Source organism: Streptomyces lunalinharesii, from assembly GCF_039532155.1.
Lineage (GTDB): Bacteria > Actinomycetota > Actinomycetes > Streptomycetales > Streptomycetaceae > Streptomyces > Streptomyces lunalinharesii.
Window position 1 is genome coordinate 264,821 of sequence record NZ_BAAARK010000008.1, and the last position, 14,852, is coordinate 279,672.

The following is a 14,852-nucleotide window of genomic DNA, read 5'->3' on the forward strand; positions in this document are numbered from 1 at the left end:
TGGGGCGCGGTGTGGCGGCCTCCGTGGTGCAGATGCCGTTTTCCGCCATCAGCCGTGCTGACGTCTCCTACGCTAGGGGCATCAACGGGAGATTCCGGGGTAGCGAGGCGACGGGTCATGGTGAAAAAGCGACAGGACCCCCTGGAGGATGGAGGGGAGATCCGCGAGGTGGCGTTCTCCGCGCCGGCCGGGCGGCCCGCCGGGGTGGAAGTGCTGACCCTCGCCGAGCTGCGCGAGCGCGCCGACGCCTGCCGGCTCTCGACGCCGCACCGGCCCGGCTTCCACCACCTGCTGGTCCTGGACCGGGGGCGCCTGGTGCACTGCGTCGACTTCCACGAGCACCTCCTGACGCCCGGGGACCTGCTGTGGTCGCGGCCGGGGCAGGTGCAGCACTTCGGGGACCTGAGCGGGGCGGAGGGGCGGCTGGTGCTCTTCGAGTCCGGGTTCGTCGGCCCGGCGACCGCCGCCGCGGCCCGCATCGAGGACTGGTACGGGCCGGCCGTGCGGCGCCCCGAGGGCGCCGCGGCCCGGGCGCTGGACGAGGCGCTGACGCAGCTGCACCGGGAGTTCGGGGCGCTGGGCGGGCTGCCGCTGGAGGTGCACCTGGAGGTGCTGCGGCACCTGCTCGCCGTCCTGGTGCTGCGGGCCGCGCACCCCGAAGGGACGGGGAGCCGCCGGGACGACGCGACGTGCGGGGCGAGCGAGACGTACCTGCGGTTCCGGGACGCGGTGGAGCGGGGCTTCCCGCACAGTCGCCGGGTCGCCGACTACGCCCGGACGTTGGGCTACGCGCCGCGCACCCTGTCGCGGGCCACCGAGGCGGCGGCCGGGGTCGGCGCGAAGGAGTTCATCGATCGGCGGGTGGTGCTGGAGGCCAAACGGCTGCTGGCCCACGGCGACCAGCCGGCGTCGCGGATCGCGGACCGGCTGGGCTTCGCGGACGCCACCAACTTCAGCAAGTTCTTCCAGCGGCAGGCCGGGATCACGCCGATCGCGTTCCGGGCGGCCGTGCGGGGCGTCGCCTGACCGACTCCCGGCGGTCGGGGCGGGCCTGGGGACGAAGGGGGGCGGAGCGCAGCGGGTGGGGGTGGGGCCGCTGCGCTCCGCCGGGGAGCGGTCCGGGAGACGGACCCGAACCGGTGGGGGGTCAGCCGGTGTAGGCGCCCAGCGCCTTGGTGAAGGCGAGCGGGGCCTGGTCGACGGAGCTACAGGTCGGCTGGGCGGAGTGGGACGCTCCGCCGGGGCAGGGCCGGTCGCGGGTGGCGGACCACATGGACAGCCAGGCCAGGTGCTTGCTCCGGGCGAACGTCACCAGGGCGGCGGCGTCGGCGGGCGTGAAGACCTCGCCCTGGACGTCGTTGACGCCGATCATCGGGGTGACGGCGACGGTCTTCCAGGCGTCCGCGTCGCTCCGGCCGAGCGCCTTCTTCACCTGGGCCTGGGTGGCGGTGGCGGCCTGCGTCGCGTAGGTGCCCATGTCGCCGTGGTAGGAGGAGCCGTAGTCCATCGCCATGATGTTGACGGCGGAGACCTGCACGCCGTTCTGCTTGGCGTTGCTCAGCAGGTTGACGCCGTCCTGGGTGAGGCCCTCGGGCATCACCGGCAGGGTGAAGGAGACGTCCAGGCCCGGGTGTTGCTTCTGGAGTTGGGCGATGGCCTGGGCGCGGCGGGTGTTGGCGGCGGTGTCGGGCAGCGCGCCGCCCTCGATGTCGAAGTCGACCTCGGTGAGCTTGAACTGGTCGACGGCCTTGCCGTAGGCGGCGGCCAGTTCGGACGCGGAGGAGCAGGCGGCGGCGAGTTCGGTGCCGTTGGCGCCGCCGAAGGAGACCCGGACGTCGCCGCCGGCCTTGCGCAGCGCCGGTATCTGCCGGGCGACCGCGTCGCCCGCGAGGTCGCCGGCGCCGCCCCACTTGGGGACGCAGCCGCCGCCGGAGGTGAGGAAGGCGAGGGTGAAGTGCTTCACCCCGGTCTTCTGCACAGTGCCGGTCAGGTCGTAGGCCGGGGTGAGGGAGGTGTCGACGTACGGGGTGAAGCCGGCCGCGGCGGCCGTGGGGGCGGCGGGGGCGGCCTGCGGGGCCTTGGTGGCCATCGCGGAGCCCGCGACGGCCAACCCGCCGCCGACTGCCAGCGTGCCGGCCGCGGCCACGCCGATCAGCTGGGTCGTGCGGCGCGTCCGGCGCCGGTGTGCCGAGGAACTCATCTCGTGCCTGCCTGTCGTCACATGGGGTGGGGGCGCACCCGTGGGGGAAGGTGCGCCCCGCACGCTAGCGGCAACGAAACGGACAAATGCCGGGATACGCACGGGGGTTGGCGGAATTATGGCCGCCTTAAGGAAGCGGAAGGGGCCGGTTAAGAGCCGGCGCCCCGCGCGGTGCCGCGGGCGGCCCGCCGGCCCCGGCGGCCGAACGTCCCGCCGCCGATCCGTCGGCGCAGCCGGTGCCCGCGGCGGGCGCCGGGGTGGGGGCGCCGGCCGTCCAGCGCCAGCCAGAGGCGGACCTCGGTGCCGCCCAGTACGGAACGGCCGATGCGGACGTCGCCGCCGGTGGACTCGGCCAGTTGGCGGACGATGTCGAGGCCGAGGCCGGTGGAGCCGTCGCCCCCGCCGCCGTGGCCCCGGCGCAGCGCGGCGGCCGGGTCGGCGATGCCCGCCCCGGCATCCGAGACCAGCACGATCACCGCGTCGTCGGCGTTGTGCACGTCGACGGCGAAGGCGGTGCCCTCGGGCGTGTGCCGGAAGACGTTGCCGAGCATGGCGTCCAGGGCGGCGGCGAGGTCGGGGCGGGCGACCGGCACCCGCACCGGGCGGTCCACGCCGGCGACCCGGGCGGTGCGGCCCTCGTCCTCCGCCAGCGCCGACCAGAAGTCCATCCGTTCGCGGATCACTTCGGCCGCGTCGCAGCCGGCCGCGGCGGCGACCTGGACGGTGTGCTCCCGTTGGGCGCGGGCGGTGCGGATGATCTGGTCGACCTCGCGCTCCAGTTGCGCGACCGCGGCCCGGGTCTGCTCGGCGGCCGGGCCGTCGCCGAGCGAGGCGGTGTTGAGGCGGAGCACGGTCAGCGGGGTGCGCAGCCGGTGCGAGAGGTCGGCGGCCAGCTCGCGTTCGTGGGCGAGGAGCTGGACGACCTGGTCGGCCATGGAGTTGAACGCGCTGGCCGCCGAGCGCAGTTCCTTCGGGCCGTCCTCCTGGACGCGGACGCCGAAGTCGCCGCGGCCCAGGTCGTGGGCGGCGGCGGACAGCCGTTCGGCCGGCCGCACCATCCGGGTGCCGAGCCGGTCGGCGACCGCGACCGAGCCGATGACCAGCGCCAGCCCGACGCCGGCCAGCACCGCCCAGGAGGTGGCCACCCCGTTGGTGAGCGCGTCATCGGGCACGTAGACCTCGACGACCGCGATGCCGGAGGCGACCGCGGTGGGCTGGAGCAGCGAAGTGCCGCCGGGGACCTGGGCGATGGAGGCCCGGCCGAGTCGGATCGCGGCGGCGACGTCGGCGGGGGCGGCCCGGCGGGCGCCGATCTCGGCCGGGTCGCCGCCCTTGCCGCCGGCCGGGACGTGGATGCCGATCCGGCCACCGGGGCCGGTCTCGGCACTGGCCAGCGCCCGTTCGAGCTGGGTGCGGTCGGTGGTGATCGCGAGGACCGGGCCGAGGGCGGCGGCCTGCCGTTCGGCGCCGCCGTAGGCGCGGTCGGAGGCCATCTCCTTGACCACCAGCCCCAGGGGCACCGCGAACGCGACCACGACCATCGTGGTGACCGCCAGGGCCACCTTGACCAGGGCCCACCTCACGGCGTCCGCCCGCCGGCCGCCCGGTCCGCGGCCGCCCGGTCCGCGCCGCGGGCGGCGCTCATCGCGGCGGCTCCAGCTTCACGCCGACGCCGCGCAGGGTGTGCAGGTAGCGGGGGCGAGCCGCGGTCTCGCCCAGTTTGCGGCGCAGCCAGGACAGGTGGACGTCGATGGTCTGGTCGTCGCCGTAGGACTGCTGCCACACCTCGGCGAGGAGTTCTTTGCGGGGCACGACCACGCCGGGGCGCTGGGCGAGGAAGGCCAACAGGTCGAACTCCCGGCGGGTGAGGTCCAGTGCGCTGCCGTCGAGCGCGGCCCGGCGGCGCAGCGGGTCGATGGACAGCCCGCCGACCCGGATCACTCGTGAGGGCGGTTCCGCGCCGGGGGCCGCACCCCGGGACCGGCGCAACACGGCCGCCATCCGCGCCGAGAGGTGCTCGACCGAGAAGGGCTTGGTGAGGTAGTCGTCGGCGCCGTCGTTGAGCAACCGGACGATCTCCGCCTCGTCGTCCCGCGCGGTGGCGATGATCACCGGGACGTCGGTGATGCCGCGCAGCATCTTCAGCGCCTCGCCGCCGTCCAGATCGGGCAGCCCCAGGTCGAGGACGACCAGGTCGAAGCCGACCTGCGCGACCTCCCGCAACGCTTCCAGTGCGGTCCCGACGCTGCGCACCGCGTGGCCGGCCTCGGTCAGGTGCCGGATGAGCGCGGAACGTACGAACTGGTCGTCCTCGACCACGAGCACTCGTGCCATGGGCCGCACCGTACGCCATACGGGCGAGTTTCCTTATGCGCGGTTGACACCCGAACGGCGCCCCGCCCGGCAGCGGACGGACTGCTACCGGTGCGGCGGGTGGGGCAAGATGAGCCAGATGCAACGAGGTCTGGTTCATGCGGCGGCCTGGACGCTGGCGACCGGCGCCGCGGTCGCCCTGTCGTGGTTCGGCGTGCACACCGTGCTGGCCGGCACCGTCTACGACGCGCCGCGGGCGCTGCCCTTGTCCGACCAGGTGGACTCCTCGGCCCTGCCGCAGGCCTCCTCGACCCACCGGCCCAAACCGTCCGCCCCGGCCGCCGCGCGCCCGTCCTCCTCCCCCGCCGACGACCGGCCGGCGCGGACCACCGCGCCGTCCCGCACCGCCGGCAGTCCCCCGCCGTCCCCGCAGGCCGGCGCGGGCGGCGGCACGTCGCCGGCCGCCGGCGGCCGGGTCCGCAGCTACGCGACCTCGGGCGGGCGGGTGGTGCTCTCCCTGGGCTCCGACGCCGCCGAGTTGGTGTCGGCGACCCCCGACGCGGGCTGGGAGATGCAGGTGTGGAAGCAGGACCAGTGGCTCCGGGTCGACTTCACCGGCGGCGGTGCGCACACCTCGGTGATCTGTACCTGGAACGGCCACCCGCCGATCGTGCAGACCAGTAACCACGCCTCGTAGCACGGGGGTTGGCGCCCACCGCGGGCTCCGTCAGGTGAAGACGCCGGCGGGCGGGGACGGGGAGGCGACCGCGGTGGCGTCGGTGACCGGGGCGGCGCCGCCGGTGAAGTCCAGCAGCGCCCGGCCGTGTTCGACCCGGCCGGCGTGCGGGTCGCTGGCCGCCCGCCGGGTCAGCTCGGCGATCGGCAGCGTCCGGTCCGCGGCGAGCAGCACGGCGTTGCCGAACCGCTTGCCGCGCAGCACGGCCGGCTCGGCGGTCAGCGCCAGCTCGGGGAAGACGGTGTGGACGGTGGCGATCTGACCTCGTAGGAAGGCCAGCGGCGGCCCGTCGGCGAGGTTGGCCGCGTAGTACCCGCCGGGCCGTAGTACCCGGCGCACCTCCGCCGCCCATTCGACGCTGGTCAGGTGGGCGGGGGTGCGGGCCCCGGCGAAGACGTCGGCGATGACCAGGTCCGCCCAGTCGTCCTGGATCTTGGCCAGCCCGGCGCGGGCGTCCGCGCCGCGCACCCGGATGCGCCAGGTGCCGTCCAACGGGAGGTGTGCGCGGACGAGGTGGACCAGGGGGGCGTCGATCTCCACGACCTGTTGGGTGGACCGCGGCCGGGTCGCGGCGACGTAGCGCGGCAGGGTCAGGGCACCGCCGCCGAGGTGGACGACGCGCAGCGGGGCGCCGGGCGGGCCGGCCAGGTCGGCGACGTGACCGAGCCGCCGCTGGTAGGAGAACTCCAGGTGCGACGGGTCGTCGAGGTCGACGTGGGACTGCGGGGCCCCGTCGAGCAGCAGCGTCCAGCCGTGCGGCCGGTCCCGGTCGGGACGGAGTTCCGCGACGCCGCCGCCGACCGTTGCGGTGACGGTTTCCGGGCCGCCGCGCCCGCGTCTGCTTCTCGCCATGCCCTCAGTATGGCGTGCCGCCGTGCGGAGGTATTCGCTGGTCAGGGCAGGTGCGGAAGCTGAGGCGGCGGACCGCCCAGCGGCCGGGGCCGTGGGCAGTCCGCCTGAGGTGCCGCGCCCCGACCCGGTCCGCAGGTCGCGGCGGACCGGTGCCGGGTCACTTGTTGACGCAGATGTTCCCGAACCCCGGGTTCAGCAGGGCGAGGACGTTGACGGTGTTCCCGCACACGTTGATCGGGATGCTGATCGGCACCTGGATGACGTTGCCGCTGAGGACGCCCGGCGAGCGGACGGCGATGCCCTTGGCGTGCGCACCGCCTCGGCCGTGGCCCTCGTCGAAACGACCGTGGTGGTGCCGACCCTGACGGCCGTGGTGCCCACCGTCAGCGGAGGCGATACCCGCGCCACCCAGGACAAGCGCCGAGGTGACCGCGGCCAGCGCGGCGGTCTTGGCGAACCGCTTCATTCCATTCTCCTCTCAGTTTACGAATGGGGCATCGGACACAACGAACAATATGGACCGGGGATGCGGGCGTTACCACTTAAGCGGATTCATTAGGCTGTCTGGCTGGTATGCGTCCGATCGAAAACCAGGAAGGTGCCGCGGCGCGCCTGCCGCGATTTCCAGCATGATTTCTGCCAGAGTGCTCTCCTGTTTGACTGATTTGCAGCCGGAGAGGACGTCATGGCGAAGTCGCTGGACCGCACCGGGCGCGGCGCCGTGGGTGCGCTCGCGGCCCTGGTCCTGTCGGCCGCGCTGACGTCGGCGGCCCCGGCCCCGAATCCCAGGGAATCCGCCCGGATTCCTTTCGCGGAGCGCTTCCACACCACCGGGCACGGCGGGATCGCGCGGCTCACCCGGACGGTGGCAACCTGCCGGCCGGCGGCGCGCGGGCCGGCCGTCACGGGCGGCCCGTCCTGCTCCGCGCCCCGGCACACCGGCCGCGCCCGGCTACGGCTGCCGGCCGGCTCCCGGGTCCGCTACGCGCGGCTGTACTGGGGCGGCGACCTGCGCGGCGGCGGTCCCACGGCGGCCCGGGACGCCGGGCAGGTGCTGCTCGCCGGGCCCCGCGGCCGCTACGAGGCGGTGCGCGCGGAGGGCCCCCTCGGGCGCCGCAGCACCGGCCGGACCGACGACTACCAGGCGTCCGCCGACGTCACGCCGCTGGTGCGGCAGGGCGGCGCGGGCCCGTACGCGGTGGCCCGGCCGGCTCCCGGGCACCGGCGGGCGCGGGGCGCGGCGCGGGCCGGCTGGACGCTGGTCGTCGCCTACGAGAACCCCCGGGAACCGCTGCGGCGGCTGACCCTGTGGGACGGCTTCGAACCGCTGGGCGGGCGCCGGCGGGCGTTCGCGGTGGAACTGGCTGGGCTGGGCCTGCCGGCGCGGGCGCACGGACGGGTCGGGGTGGTCGACTACCACGGAACCCGCCGACCCCGCCGGACGATCTCCGCCCGGGCCGGTGGGATTACTCCGGTCGCGCTCCACAATTCCGTCGATCAGCCGAACGGAACGGAGAATTCGGCCGATCCGAATTCCGGTCGACGGGCGTCCCTGGCACCCGTCGACCACGGCAACCGTGCTTTTGATTCAGAGGTCTTGGACCTGACGCCGGCGCTCCGGTCCGGGGGCGATCGGCTGACATTCCGCTTCACCACCCGAAAGGCGGGATATCTGCTCGGGGCGCTGTTCGTCCAGGCCGATCTGCGGCGCTGAACGACGGGCCCGGGCAATTCCCGCGGAGTTCTGACAGCTCGGTAATCAGGGGAGCAGTGCGCGTGCTGCCACAAGACCTGCCGTCCCAGGACCGCCTCACGGTCCTCCATGTGTCCCAGCCGGTCGACGGCGGGATCGCCCGGGTCATCGCCGACCTGGTGCGATCCCAGGTGGCGGCCGGCCTGCGGGTGGTGGTGGCCGCACCGCCCGGCGGAACCCTGCACGTGGAGGCCGCCATCGCGGGTGCCGAAGTGGTGCTCTGGCCGGCCCGCGGCACCCTCCGCACGCTGCTGTCCGGGCGCCGGCGACTGGCCCGGCTGGTCCGGCGCGCCGGCCCCCACCTGGTGCACGCGCACGGTCCCCGCGCCGGGTACACCACCCGGATGGCGCTGCGCGGACGCATCCCGACCGTCCACCAGCCGCACTGCTGGCCGTTCGAGGCGGTCGGCGCCTTGGCGGCGCGGGTCTGGGAGCGGTACGCGGCGCGCTGGACGCACCGGGTGCTGTGCGTGAGCGAGGCCCAGCGGCGGCGCGGCGCGGCCGTTGGGGTGACGGGCCGGTGGGTGGTCGTCCCCAACGGCGTGGACCTGCGGCGGTTCGCGCCCGCCGCCGATGCCGCCGACGACGCCCGGGAGGCGCTGCGCGAGGCCCTGCCCGGGCTGCGCGACGCGGTGCCGGTCGGGGCGCCGCTGGTGGTGTGCGTGGCCCGGCTGTGCGCGCAGAAGGGCCAGTCGACGCTGTTGCGGGCCTGGCCCGAGGTGGCCGCGGCGGTCCGGGACGCCCGGCTGGTGCTGGTCGGGGACGGGCCGGACCGGGCGGCCCTCCAGCGGTCCGCGCCGCCCGGGGTGGTGTTCGCCGGCGCCGCCGACAGTGCCGTCCCCTGGTACCGGGCGGCGGACCTGGTGGTGGTGCCGTCGCGGTGGGAGGGGATGGCGCTGGTCCCGTTGGAGGCGATGGCCTGCGGGATCCCGGTGGTGCTCAGCGACGTCGGCGGAGCCCGGGAGTGCCTGCCGGCCGATGCCGCGGACGACTGCCTGGTGCCGCCAGGCGACCCGGCCGCCCTGGCCCGGGCACTGACCGCCCTGCTGTCCGACCACGACCGGCGGGCCGCGCTCGGCACCCGGCTGGCGGAGCACGTGCGGATGGCCCACGACGTGCAGCGGACCGCGGGCGCGGTGCTGAACGTGTACCGCGAACTGCTCGCCGTACCGCCCGTCCTGACCGCGGCGCGGACCGATCGATGACCGCCGACCGCGCGGACGCGCCCGCCCTGCACGCCGGGACGCTGCCCCGACCGGCCGCCCCGGGCCGGCCGCCCCGCCGGGCGTCCGCCGCCCCGCCGGCACCGCTCCGGGCCGGCCGGACGCTGCCGCGGCGGGCGGCCCCGGTCCTGCTCGCGACGGCGGACGCCCTGGCCGCCGCCGGTGCGGCCCTCCTCGTAGGGGCGGACCCGGCGGTGCTCGCCGGGCTGGTGCCGGTCCTGCTGCTGCTCACCGCGCGGGCCGGGCTGTACCGGCCGGGCCCCGCGCCCGCCGCGCTCGACGAGACGGCGCCGCTGGTGGGCCGGGCCGCGGTCGCCCGGTGCGCCACGGCCGCGGCGCTGGCCCCGCTGCGCCCCGGGGACGCGCCGGGCCCGGTGGCCCTGCCGGCCGCGGTGCCCGCGACGGCGGTGCTGGCCGGCGCCGGCCGGGCCGTGGTGTACCGGGTCCGGCGGGCCGCCGCCCGGCGCCGCCCGCGGTCGGTGCTGCTGGTCGGACCGGAGCCGGCGGCCCGGCAGTTGGCGGTGTCCCTGCTGGCGCATCCGGAGTACGGGCTGCGGCCGGTGGGCGTGGTGGCGGCCGGACCGGCCGGGCCCGACGGCGTCCCGCCCGGTGCCGGGCCGCCGCTGCTGCGCTCCTCCGAGGCGGTGACCCGCGCCGTCATCCGGCACACCGTCCGCGACGCGGTGTTCCTGCTGCCGCCGGAGAGCGACCCCTATTCCGCGGCGCTGCTCCGCCGGTTCCTCGGGCAGGGCGCGGCCGTCTGGCTGGCGGGGGCCGCCGCCGGGCGCGACGGGCGGCCGGCGGCGCCGGGCACCGGCCACCTGTGGGGGTTCGCCTGCCGCCCGTACGAGACCGCCCGGTCGCACCCCGGCAGCCCGGTCAAACGGGCCCTGGACCTCGTCCTGGCGTCGGTGGCGCTGCTGCTGACGGCGCCGCTGCTGCTCGGCTGCGCGCTGGCGATCCGGTGGGCGGACGGGCCCGGAGTGTTCCACCGACCGGAGCGCGTCGGCAAGGACGGCCGCCGCTTCGCCCTGCTGCGGTTCCGCACCGCGCGCCCCGGTGCCCGGCCCGGCCGCGTCGGGCGGTGGCTGCGGCGCACCGCGCTGGACGGGCTGCCGCAGCTGTGGAACGTGCTGTGCGGCGAGTTGAGCCTGGTCGGGCCGCGTCCCGAACGCCCGTCCCGGGCCGCGGAGTGCGCCCGCCGGCACCCCGACTACGCGGCCCGGCTCCGGATGCCGCCCGGCCTCACCGGCCTGGCGCAGGTGCACGGGCTGCGCGACGGCGCCCGGGCCGAGGACCGGATGCGGTTCGACAACCTCGCCATCGACGGCTGGTCGCCCGGGCAGGACCTGCGGATCCTGCTGCGGGCCGCGATCCGGCCGCGGTCGCGGCGGGAGGGCCGGTGACCTGGGCCCCGGCGACGCCGTCCGCCGCCGGCGCCCCTGCGCCGCACCGCGGCGCGCTGCCCCACGACGAGGCCGACCCGGCCGCTGACCAGGCCACCCTGGCCGCTACCCCTGGAGGGACCCGGTGAAAGTCCTGCACGTCATCACCGGCCTCGAAGTGGGCGGCGCCGCGCTGCAGCTGCGGCTGCTGCTGCGCCGGCTGCCCGCCCACTGCGAGGTCGTCACCCTGACCAACCCCGGCCCGCTCGCCGAGGCCATCGAGGCGGACGGCACCCGCGTCACCCACCTCGGCATGACCGGCAACCGGGACCTGTCCGCACTCCCCCGGCTGGCCGCCCTGATCCGCGACGCCGGCCCCGACCTCGTCCACACCCACCTGTACCGGGCGTGCGTCTACGGCCGGATCGCGGCCCGCCTGGCCGGTGTCCGGGCGGTCGTCGCCACCGAGCACTCGTTGGGCGACGCGGTCATCGAGGGCCGGCGGCTGACCCGCGGCGTCCGCACCCTGTACCGGGCCACCGAACGGCTGGGCTCGGCGACCGTCGCGGTCTCCGACACCGTCGCCGCCCGGCTGCGCCGTTGGGGCGTCCCCGAGCGGCGCATCCACGTGGTGCCCAACGGCATCGAGGCGCACCGCTTCGCCTACGACCCGGCCGCGCGGGCCGCGGTCCGGGCCCGGCTCGGCCTGCCGGTCGACGCGTTCGTGGTCGGCGGCGCCGGCCGGCTGGTGCCCGGCAAGCGGTTCGACGTCCTGGTCCGTGCGGTGACCCAACTTCCCGGCGTCCACCTGCTGCTGGCCGGCGACGGACCGGATCGGGAGCTGTTGCGGCGGACGGCCGGGCAGTTCGGCTCCGGCGACCGGATCCACCTGCTCGGGGCCCGCAACGGCGTGGACCGGCCGGCGGCCGGCGACGGGCCGGACATCCCCGGGATGCTGTCGGCCATCGACGTGTTCGTCTCGCCCTCCCCCGACCAGGCGTTCGGGCTGTCGACCCTGGAGGCGCTGGCCGCCGGACTGCACGTCCTGCACGGCAGCTGCCCGGTCGTCGACGAACTCCCCGACGACCAGGCCCCCGGCGCCCGCCGCTTCGGCCACGGCGTGCACGAACTGACCGCCGCACTACGGGAGTTGCGGCGCACCGAGGTGGTCCGACTACCGGTTCCGCCGGTGGTGCGGCGCTACGACATCGACCGCAGCGCCCAGGAGTTGATGGCCGTCTACGAGGAGGCCCGGGCCGCGGCGCGCCGGACCCGGGCCGCGGCGGCGCCCACCGGTCCCCCGCCGCAGGGCCTGCCGCCGGGCGTCTCGCTGCCCGACCCGTCCCCGGCACCGTTCCCCGACGGGCACTCGCTCTCCCAGCGCTGACCCGGCGGCGGGCCGACCGGTCCGGCAACGGCGAAGGGGCGGCACCACGGCCGCCCCGCACCGGCCGACGGCCACCTCACTGACAGCGGTCGACCGCTTCGATCGTGCGGGCCGCCTCGCCCAGCGCCGCCCGCAGCACCATCGGGTCGGTGGCGTCGCCGTACGCCCCCTCCGGCGGGACCAGCCAGCCGGTGCCCTTCACCGGCGGCTCCGCCACCGCCCCGTCGTCCGGCCCGCCGTAGGCGACCTCGCGCGCGTAGGTCTGGGTGCAGGCGCTGCCGGGCACGTCCCAGCCGTCGGCCGTGCCCGGCGGGACCAGGAAGCCGAGGGTGTCGCAGGAACCGTCGTGCAGGACCGGCCCGACGCCGTCCCGCAGCCGCAGGATGTCCACCGCCTCCAGGCCCTGCCGGGCCGGCACCGTGACCAGGTCACAGGGTTGGACGACGGTCACCGGGGCGGTACACCCCTCGCGGCCCGCGGTCCGACCCGCGGACTCCTTGCCGGCCCTGCTGACGCCGGTCTCCCACACGGAGAACCCCTCCTCCTGCACGCGCCACACCCTTTACACCGTCTCCAACGGCGAAACGCGTCAACAGCTACGGCGGCGGAACGCCGCAAAGGATGGCACTTCATGGCGGATCGCGGGTGAGATATTCCGGTTTGTCGCCAAACGCAGGGTGCCGGACCGGTCACAGCGGGTACCGTCGTCCCGCCGCACCGCCAGGACGCGGCACGGTCACACGATGGCACGGAGTAGGGCACGGAAGAGGTCCGCCATGGCGTCGCAAGCGCAGCGTTCAGCGTCGTCCCGCACCGTACCCGCCCGCCCGAACACCGCCTTCCGACAGCTGCGCGGCCGACTGTCGCCCGGTGAGTTCGCGGCGGCGGTCCGACGGGCCGCCCGTGAGATCGGCGAGCAGGTTTCGTGCGACGCCCGCTACGTGGGCCGCGTCGAATCCGGGGAGATCCGGTGCCCGAACTACGCCTACGAACGGGTGTTCCGGCACATGTTCCCCGGGCTGACGCTGCCCGACATGGGGTTCGCGCCGCGCGAGACGGTACGCGGACGGGGGGCCCGTACGTCGCCGGACAGCGCCGCGCCCCTGGCGACCGACCCCGACCACCGCGATACCCGTATCCAGAACTGCGAGGAGAGCGACGTGCTACGTCGCGCGTTCATCACCGGCGGCCCGGCGGCCGCCCTGGGCCTGACCGGCCTCTGCCCGGCCGGCCGGACCGACCCCCCGGTGCCCGCACCGGCTGCACCGCAGGGCCACGCGGCGCCCCTTGCCGCCACCGTGCCGGGGCCCCGCACCGCCCCCGGCGCCCGGGCCGGCGCCACCGAGGCCACCGCCGTCGAAGAGGCGGTCCGCCGGATCCGCCTGCTGGACGACCGGCACGGCGCCGACGGCCTGTACCACCGCGCCACCCAACCCCTGCGCGCCGCCTACGAACTGCTGGACGCCGGCGCCCAACGCCGGGCGATCTACGACCGGCTGCACGCCGGCGCGGGCGAACTCGCGATCTCCGTGGGCTGGTTGGCCCACGACTCCGGCCGCTTCGACGACGCCCGTTCGCACTACGCGGAGGCACTGTCCACCGCCCGGGTCTGCGGCGACGCCGCCCTGGAGGCGCACGCCTTCTGCAACACCGCCTTCCTGGCCCGCGACGCCGGTCGGCCGCGCGAGGCGGTGCGGGCCGCGCAGGCCGCCCAGCAGGCCGCCAAGCGGCTCGGTTCGCCGCGGCTGCGGTCGCTGCTGGCGCTGCGCGAGGCCGGCGGCTGGGCGGGCCTCGGCGACCGCACCGGTTGCACGCAGGCGCTGGCCCGGGCCGAGCGGCTGTTCGCGGCCGGGCCCGGGGAGCGCGACCCGGAGTGGATGAGCTTCTACGGGGAGGCCGAGCTGAGGGGCCTCACGGCGCAGTGCTGGTCCGCACTGGGCGAACGGGGGCGCGCGGCGGAGCACGCGCGCCGGGCGGTGGCGCTCCAAGACCCGCACTTCACCCGCAACATCGCCCTGTTCACCACGGAGCTGGCCGGCAACCTCGCGGCGCACGGCACCGTCGACGAGGCAGCCACCGCCGCCCTACAGGCGCTCACGCTGCTGTCCCGGGTCCACTCCGCCCGGATCCGGGCGATGCTGGACGACACGGCGCGGGCCCTGCGCCCCCACCGCAGCTGCGGCCCGGTCGGCGAGTTCCTGGACCGCTACCGGACGGCCGGCGCCCCCGTCGGGCGGCAACCGGCCTGAGCCGCGCCCCGGTCCACGCCCCGTCCCGCCGGGAGCGCTCAGTCCAGGTGCCCGGTCTCGTTCCAGCTCACCACGGCCGGTTCGCCGTACGCCCAGCCGAGCACCGACAGGGACGTCGGCGCCAGTCGGAGCCGCGCCGCGAAGGAGACGTCCAGGCCCAGCCAGCGCGCCCCCAGGACCCGCAGGACGTGGCCGTGCGCGAAGACCAGCACGTCCCGGTCGGCCGAACGCGCCCAGTCGACCACCTCGTCGACCCGCGCGCCGACCTCGGCGAGCGTCTCGCCGTCCGGGACCCCGTCCCGCCAGATCAGCCAGTCCGGCCGGTCGGCCTTGATCTGCGCCGGGGTCAGCCCCTCGTAGGCGCCGTAGTCGACCTCCAGCAGCGCGTCCCACTCCTGGGCCCGTGCGCCGAAACCGGCCAGCTCGCAGGTCTCCTTGGCGCGCACCAGCGGGCTGGTGCGGACCTCGACGTCCGGCAGGCCGTCCCAGGGGGCACGGTGCAGCCGCTCGCCGAGGAGCTTGGCGCCCTGCCGTCCCTCGTCCAGCAGGGGGATGTCGGTGCGTCCGGTGTGCCGGCCGGAGACGGACCACTGGGTCTGCCCGTGCCGGGCCAGGAGAATGCGCGGTGCCATGGGTCGTACCTCTCGCCGGATTCCCGGCTTGTCGTCGTGCTTCGCTGGGCGCGGGCGGCGCTGACCGCGGCCCCTCCATCATCGCGCACCCGGCACAAAACCCCGGCGGGGGTCCTGGCGGG

Annotated in this window: 13 protein-coding genes and 1 pseudogene; 7 read left to right on the top strand and 7 right to left on the bottom strand. The window is 76.2% G+C overall.

Annotated features, from left to right (window positions below; translation table 11 throughout):
• Positions 1–117: 117 nt before the first annotated feature.
• A complete protein-coding gene (locus tag ABD385_RS15865; protein ID WP_344576059.1) occupies positions 118–1,026 on the top strand; it encodes a helix-turn-helix domain-containing protein in 909 nt (302 codons plus the stop codon).
• A gap of 121 nt (positions 1,027–1,147) precedes the next feature.
• Here ABD385_RS15865 and ABD385_RS15870 read toward each other — a convergent pair.
• From ABD385_RS15870 to ABD385_RS15880, 3 genes and pseudogenes are all read right to left on the bottom strand, one after another.
• A pseudogene (locus ABD385_RS15870) lies at positions 1,148–2,077 on the bottom strand (chitinase); the annotation flags it as partial.
• 272 nt (positions 2,078–2,349) lie between these two features.
• On the bottom strand, positions 2,350–3,783 hold the full coding sequence (locus ABD385_RS15875; RefSeq protein ID WP_344576060.1) for an ATP-binding protein: 1,434 nt from the start codon (positions 3,781–3,783) through the stop codon (positions 2,350–2,352).
• Between the two features lie 58 nt (positions 3,784–3,841).
• Entirely contained in the window at positions 3,842–4,534 is a 693-nt protein-coding gene (locus ABD385_RS15880) for a response regulator transcription factor (RefSeq protein WP_233657628.1), read from the bottom strand.
• A 118-nt stretch (positions 4,535–4,652) separates the two neighbouring features.
• On the opposite strand from ABD385_RS15880, the gene ABD385_RS15885 reads away from it, so the two are divergent.
• Positions 4,653–5,210 carry an RAD23 family protein gene (locus ABD385_RS15885; RefSeq protein ID WP_344576061.1) on the top strand — a complete coding sequence of 186 codons (558 nt, stop codon included), beginning with the start codon at positions 4,653–4,655 and terminating at the stop codon, positions 5,208–5,210.
• 30 nt (positions 5,211–5,240) lie between these two features.
• Here ABD385_RS15885 and ABD385_RS15890 read toward each other — a convergent pair whose 3' ends face one another.
• Both ABD385_RS15890 and ABD385_RS15895 read right to left on the bottom strand, forming a co-directional pair.
• Entirely contained in the window at positions 5,241–6,101 is an 861-nt protein-coding gene (locus ABD385_RS15890) for a spermidine synthase (RefSeq protein WP_344576062.1), read from the bottom strand.
• A gap of 157 nt (positions 6,102–6,258) precedes the next feature.
• On the bottom strand, positions 6,259–6,567 hold the full coding sequence (locus tag ABD385_RS15895) for a chaplin (protein WP_344576063.1): 309 nt from the start codon (positions 6,565–6,567) through the stop codon (positions 6,259–6,261).
• A 219-nt stretch (positions 6,568–6,786) separates the two neighbouring features.
• Here ABD385_RS15895 and ABD385_RS15900 point away from each other — a divergent pair, with 219 nt between their 5' ends.
• The 4 genes from ABD385_RS15900 (at position 6,787) to ABD385_RS15915 (ending at position 11,849) form a co-directional block, all read left to right on the top strand.
• On the top strand, positions 6,787–7,815 hold the full coding sequence (locus ABD385_RS15900; protein ID WP_344576064.1) for a hypothetical protein: 1,029 nt from the start codon (positions 6,787–6,789) through the stop codon (positions 7,813–7,815).
• A gap of 62 nt (positions 7,816–7,877) precedes the next feature.
• Positions 7,878–9,059: a glycosyltransferase family 4 protein gene (locus ABD385_RS15905; protein ID WP_344576065.1), complete on the top strand. Its 1,182-nt coding sequence runs from the start codon at positions 7,878–7,880 to the stop codon at positions 9,057–9,059.
• The gene (locus ABD385_RS15910; protein ID WP_344576067.1) at positions 9,056–10,483 is read left to right on the top strand and encodes a sugar transferase; all 1,428 of its coding nucleotides are present in this window, start codon (positions 9,056–9,058) and stop codon (positions 10,481–10,483) included. Before ABD385_RS15905 ends, ABD385_RS15910 begins: the two co-directional genes overlap by 4 nt.
• Positions 10,484–10,607: 124 nt before the next feature.
• Positions 10,608–11,849 carry a glycosyltransferase gene (locus ABD385_RS15915; protein ID WP_344576068.1) on the top strand — a complete coding sequence of 414 codons (1,242 nt, stop codon included), beginning with the start codon at positions 10,608–10,610 and terminating at the stop codon, positions 11,847–11,849.
• Positions 11,850–11,925: 76 nt separating this feature from the next.
• Here ABD385_RS15915 and ABD385_RS15920 read toward each other — a convergent pair whose 3' ends face one another.
• On the bottom strand, positions 11,926–12,399 hold the full coding sequence (locus ABD385_RS15920; protein WP_425585409.1) for a hypothetical protein: 474 nt from the start codon (positions 12,397–12,399) through the stop codon (positions 11,926–11,928).
• A 226-nt stretch (positions 12,400–12,625) separates the two neighbouring features.
• Between ABD385_RS15920 and ABD385_RS15925 the strand changes: the two genes are divergently transcribed.
• On the top strand, positions 12,626–14,098 hold the full coding sequence (locus tag ABD385_RS15925; RefSeq protein ID WP_344576070.1) for an NsdA family TPR-like regulatory protein: 1,473 nt from the start codon (positions 12,626–12,628) through the stop codon (positions 14,096–14,098).
• A 38-nt stretch (positions 14,099–14,136) separates the two neighbouring features.
• On the opposite strand, the gene ABD385_RS15930 is transcribed toward ABD385_RS15925, so the two are convergent.
• Entirely contained in the window at positions 14,137–14,730 is a 594-nt protein-coding gene (locus ABD385_RS15930; RefSeq protein ID WP_344576071.1) for a histidine phosphatase family protein, read from the bottom strand.
• Positions 14,731–14,852 lie beyond the last annotated feature (122 nt).

Excerpts from the sequence above, each read along its gene's own strand:
- ABD385_RS15865 (WP_344576059.1), top strand. The coding sequence starts at position 118 with ATGGTGAAAAAGCGACAGGACCCCCTGGAGGATGGAGGGGAGATCCGC.
- ABD385_RS15880 (WP_233657628.1), bottom strand. The coding sequence starts at position 4,534 with ATGGCACGAGTGCTCGTGGTCGAGGACGACCAGTTCGTACGTTCCGCG.
- ABD385_RS15885 (WP_344576061.1), top strand. The coding sequence starts at position 4,653 with ATGCAACGAGGTCTGGTTCATGCGGCGGCCTGGACGCTGGCGACCGGC.
- ABD385_RS15890 (WP_344576062.1), bottom strand. The coding sequence starts at position 6,101 with ATGGCGAGAAGCAGACGCGGGCGCGGCGGCCCGGAAACCGTCACCGCA.
- ABD385_RS15895 (WP_344576063.1), bottom strand. The coding sequence starts at position 6,567 with ATGAAGCGGTTCGCCAAGACCGCCGCGCTGGCCGCGGTCACCTCGGCG.
- ABD385_RS15900 (WP_344576064.1), top strand. The coding sequence starts at position 6,787 with ATGGCGAAGTCGCTGGACCGCACCGGGCGCGGCGCCGTGGGTGCGCTC.
- ABD385_RS15910 (WP_344576067.1), top strand. The coding sequence starts at position 9,056 with ATGACCGCCGACCGCGCGGACGCGCCCGCCCTGCACGCCGGGACGCTG.
- ABD385_RS15925 (WP_344576070.1), top strand. The coding sequence starts at position 12,626 with ATGGCGTCGCAAGCGCAGCGTTCAGCGTCGTCCCGCACCGTACCCGCC.
- ABD385_RS15930 (WP_344576071.1), bottom strand. The coding sequence starts at position 14,730 with ATGGCACCGCGCATTCTCCTGGCCCGGCACGGGCAGACCCAGTGGTCC.